At 75.8% G+C, this 4,146-nt stretch carries 4 protein-coding genes and 1 pseudogene; all 5 read left to right on the top strand.

The features are described from left to right. Nucleotides 1–193: pseudogene (locus GTW08_RS32230) on the top strand (hypothetical protein); the annotation flags it as partial. A gap of 83 nt (nt 194–276) precedes the next feature. Then, a complete protein-coding gene (der, locus tag GTW08_RS25560; protein WP_073575397.1) occupies nt 277–1,689 on the top strand; it encodes a ribosome biogenesis GTPase Der in 1,413 nt (470 codons plus the stop codon). Next, the gene (locus tag GTW08_RS25565; protein ID WP_073575210.1) at nt 1,689–2,663 is read left to right on the top strand and encodes a quinone oxidoreductase family protein; all 975 of its coding nucleotides are present in this window, start codon (nt 1,689–1,691) and stop codon (nt 2,661–2,663) included. Before der ends, GTW08_RS25565 begins: the two co-directional genes overlap by 1 nt. Nucleotides 2,664–2,722: 59 nt before the next feature. Continuing rightward, nucleotides 2,723–2,956 (top strand): hypothetical protein, encoded by a 234-nt coding sequence (locus tag GTW08_RS25570; protein WP_073575209.1) that lies wholly within the window; start codon nt 2,723–2,725, stop codon nt 2,954–2,956. A gap of 26 nt (nt 2,957–2,982) precedes the next feature. Continuing rightward, nucleotides 2,983–4,146 (top strand): AAA family ATPase (locus GTW08_RS25575; RefSeq protein WP_161152643.1); only part of this gene is annotated, 1,164 nt, incomplete at its 3' end.

Below are 4,146 nucleotides of genomic sequence, written 5' to 3' on the forward strand. Positions count from 1 at the left end.
CCGCCGCCTCCGCCCCCGGGTGGACGTGCTGGTCGGCGACCCGCTGCCGGCGCCGACGGCGCCGGGACGGAACGGCCTGGCCGCCGCGACCACCGAGGTCACGGAGGCCCTGCGGACACTGGTCCGCGAACTGGACAACGAACACAGGCAAGTGACACGGCCCGACGCGGCCGGGGACGTGAGAGAGCAGTGAGCGAGAGCAGCGAACGCGGAACGAGCCTCGGCGGGGCGTACCGCAGCGGTGTCGAGATCGGTGACGCGGCCGACCGGGCCGAGATGGACCGGCTCGGGCTGGACCCGACGGAGTTCGTGGCCGTCGACGAGGAGGGCGTCGTCACCGCGGGGATCGACCCCGACGAGACGCTGGCGACCCCGACCCTGGCCGTCGTCGGCCGCCCGAACGTCGGCAAGTCGACCCTGGTCAACCGCATGCTGGGCCGTCGCGAGGCGGTCGTGCAGGACGTGCCGGGGGTGACCCGTGACCGCGTCGTCTACGACGCGCTGTGGAACGGCCGCCGGTTCAAGCTGATGGACACCGGTGGCTGGGAGCCCGACGCCGCCGGCCTGCAGGGGTTCGTCGCGAAGCAGGCCGAGACCGCGATGCGTCTCGCCGACGCGGTGCTGCTCGTCGTCGACGCCTCGGTCGGCGCCACCGCGACCGACCAGGCCGTCGCGCGGGTCCTGCGCCGCGCCGACGTGCCGGTGATGCTGTGCGCCACCAAGGTCGACGACGACCGGCTCACCTCCGACACCGCCGACCTGTGGCGGCTCGGTCTCGGCGAGCCGCACCCGGTGTCGGGTCTGCACGGCCGCGGCTCCGGTGACCTGCTCGACGCGATCCTGGAGATCCTCCCCGAGACCCCGCGTGACGACTTCGGCGCCTCCGGGGGCGGCCCGCGCCGCGTCGCGCTCGTCGGCAAGCCGAACGTCGGCAAGTCCAGCCTGCTGAACAAGCTGGCGGGCGAGGAGCGGTCGGTCGTCCACGACGTCGCGGGCACCACCGTCGACCCGGTCGACTCCCTGGTCGAGCTCGACGGCCAGGTGTTCCGCTTCGTCGACACCGCCGGCCTGCGCAAGCGGGTCAAGATGGCCTCGGGCATGGAGTACTACGCCTCGCTGCGGACGAGCTCCGCGATCGAGTCCGCCGAGGTCGCGCTGGTGCTGCTCGACGCCTCCGAGCCGATCGCCGAGCAGGACCAGCGGGTCCTGACGATGGTGGTGGAGTCCGGGCGCGCCCTGGTGATCCTGTTCAACAAGTGGGACAAGGTCGACGAGGAGCGTCGCCACCAGCTCACCCGTGAGCTGGAGCGCGACCTGATCAGCGTGCGCTGGGCGGAGCGGGTCAACGTCTCCGCGCTGACCGGGCGGTCGACCCAGCGGATCGCGCCCGCGCTGAACCGCGCGCTGGAGTCCTGGGACACCCGGGTGCCGACCGGGCGGCTCAACCAGTGGCTCAACGACCTCGTCGCCGCGACCCCGCCGCCGGTCCGCGGCGGGAAGCAGCCGAAGATCATGTTCGCGACGCAGGCGCAGACCCGCCCGCCGACGTTCGTGCTGTTCACCAGCGGGTTCCTCGAGGCGGGCTACCGGCGCTTCGTCGAGCGCCGGTTGCGCGAGGAGTTCGGGTTCGGCGGCACGCCGATCCGCGTCTCGGTCCGGGTCCGCGAGAAGCGCCCCCGGAAGAAGTGATGCGGGCCCTGCGCGGCCGTCCCGGTGCCCGGACCTGGGAGGTCGACGAGATCGACACCCCGGTCCCGGGCCCGGGGGAGCTGCTCGTGCGGGTCCGGGCGGCCGGGGTGAACCGGGCCGACCTGCTGGCGCTGGGCGGCGGCTATCCCGTCCCGCACGCCGACGACGACGGCTCGTTCACCGCGGGCATGGAGCTCGCCGGTGAGGTCGTCGACGCCGGTCCGGGCGTCACCGGTGCCCCGGGCCGCGGGCCGGGGGACCGGGTGTTCGCGTCCGCTCCCGCCGCGTTCGCCGAGTACGCCGTCGTCGACGCCCGCCGCGCCCTGCCGGTCCCGCCCGGCCTGTCCTGGACCGACGCCGCCGCGCTGCCGGTCGCGCTGGAGACCGCGCACGACGCGCTGGTCACCCAGGCCGGGTTCGGCACCGACGGCGGCGCCGTTCTGGTGCTCGGCGGCAGTACGGGGGTCGGGCAGGTCGCGATCCGGCTCGCCGCCGCGCTGGGGGCCGCACCGGTCCTCGCGACGACGACCTCGCCCGCCAAGCGCGCCGCGCTCGTCGACGCCGGGGCGGTCCCGCTCGTCGGGGCCGACGCGCTGGGCGACGTCGACGGGCCCGTCGACGTCGTGCTGGACCTCGTCGGCGGCGATTACCTGGCCGCCGCCCTGCCCGCCGTGCGGATCGGCGGGACCGTCGTGCAGATCGGCCGGCTCGCCGGGCCGTCGGCGACGCTGGACCTGAACACCCTGTCCTTCCGCAGACTCCGCCTGATCGGGACCACCTTCAGCGTCCGCACCGCCGAGGAGCGGGCCGCCGTCGCCGCCGCGCTGACGCCGGTCCTCGGCCTGGTCGGCGCGGGCCGGGTGCGCGCCACCGTCGACCGGGTCGTGTCGCTGGACGACGCCCCCGGCGCCGTCGCACACCTGCGGTCCGGCGGGGCGGTCGGCAAGGTCGTGATCGAGGTCGCCGGGTCGTGACGCCGCGCCTGTAACCAGCGGCGCCGGCCCGACGAGTGCCCGGGTGTGACGGTGTCGGGGTGACGGTGTTCGAGCGGCTCTGGGTGTGGCGTGTGCGTGCCGCCTGCGAGATGGCGCTGGCCCTGTGCGGTGGCGACGAGCTCGTCGTCGACGCCCGCACCGAGGCCTCCTGGTACGCCGACCTGCTGCACCCGTGGGACGGCCGGGGTTGCGAACCCGACGCCCGCATCCACGCCTGGTTGTCGATCCTGCTCGCCCGGCGCACCGTCGCCGCAGGAACCCTGGAACGGTGACGACACCGTCACTATCGTGGCCGGGCGTGAGGGAGACCCCGGCCGAGGTGTTCCACGGCCGAGTCGCGGAGCTGGACCTGCTCGCCGACGCGCTGCGTGACGCCGTCGCCGGCGGGGCCTCGGCCGTGCTCCTCGGCGGCGACGCGGGGGTCGGCAAGACCCGACTGGTGTCGGAGTTCGGCCGCACCGCGACGAGCGGCGGCGCGGTCGTGCTGTCCGGCCGCGCGCTCGACATCGCCGACGCCCCGCCGTTCTGGCCTGTCGTGTCCGCGCTGCGAGAGCAGTCCCGCACCCGCGGCGCGCTGGGCCGAGAGTGCGCGGCCGCCCTGTCGAGGCTGGACCGCGCCGACGGGCCGGCCGGGCGGGTCGAGATGCTGGGCGAGCTGGCCGCCGTCGTCGAGCGGGCGGCCCACCGGGGTCCGGTGGTGCTCGTCGTCGACGACCTGCACCGCGCCGACCGCTCCACCCGCGACCTGTTCGCCTACCTGCTGGCGGCGCTGTCGTCGTCGCCGGTGCTGCTGGTCGGCACCTACCGCGACGACCCGGCCGGTGGCGTCCCGATCGACCTGCTCGGGCTCACCGGGGAGCTGCGCCGCCACCGCGGCGTGCGCTTCGCCCGGGTGGAGCCGCTGCCCCGGCACGAGCTGGCCGAGCTGGTCGCGCAGTGGGCACCGGGGCGCCACGACGTCGAGGACCTGGTGTGGCGGCACTCCGGCGGGAACGTGTTCCTGGCCCGCGAGACCGTCCGTGCCGTGCTCGACGGGGACCCGCGGGGCGTGCCGCAGACCGTCCGTGAGCTGGTGCGGGCGGGAGCCGCCGGGCTGTCGACGGGGGCGGTGGAGGTCGTGCGGGCCGTGGCGGCCGGGGTCGGGGAGGTCGAGCACACGCTGCTGGCCGCCGTCGTCGACGTCGACGGGCCGGAGCTGGCCGCGGCCGTGCGGCAGGCGGCCGACGCCGGGTTCGTCGTCGTCGCCGGTGCCGACGGCTACACGCTGCGGCACGGCCTGATGACCGAGGTCGTCTCCGCCGACCTGCTCCCCGCCGAGCGGGTCGAGCTGCACGTCCGCTACGCCACCGCGCTGCACGGCGGCCACCGCGTCCCCGGGTCGGCGGCCCGCCTCGCCCACCACTGGCAGCTCGCCGGGCGCCCGGACGAGGCGCTGGAGGCGACCCTCGAGGCGGCGCAGGAG

The sequence above is a fragment of the Pseudonocardia sp. SID8383 genome, assembly GCF_009864975.1.
In the GTDB taxonomy this organism is placed as follows: Bacteria; Actinomycetota; Actinomycetes; order Mycobacteriales; family Pseudonocardiaceae; genus Pseudonocardia; species Pseudonocardia alni.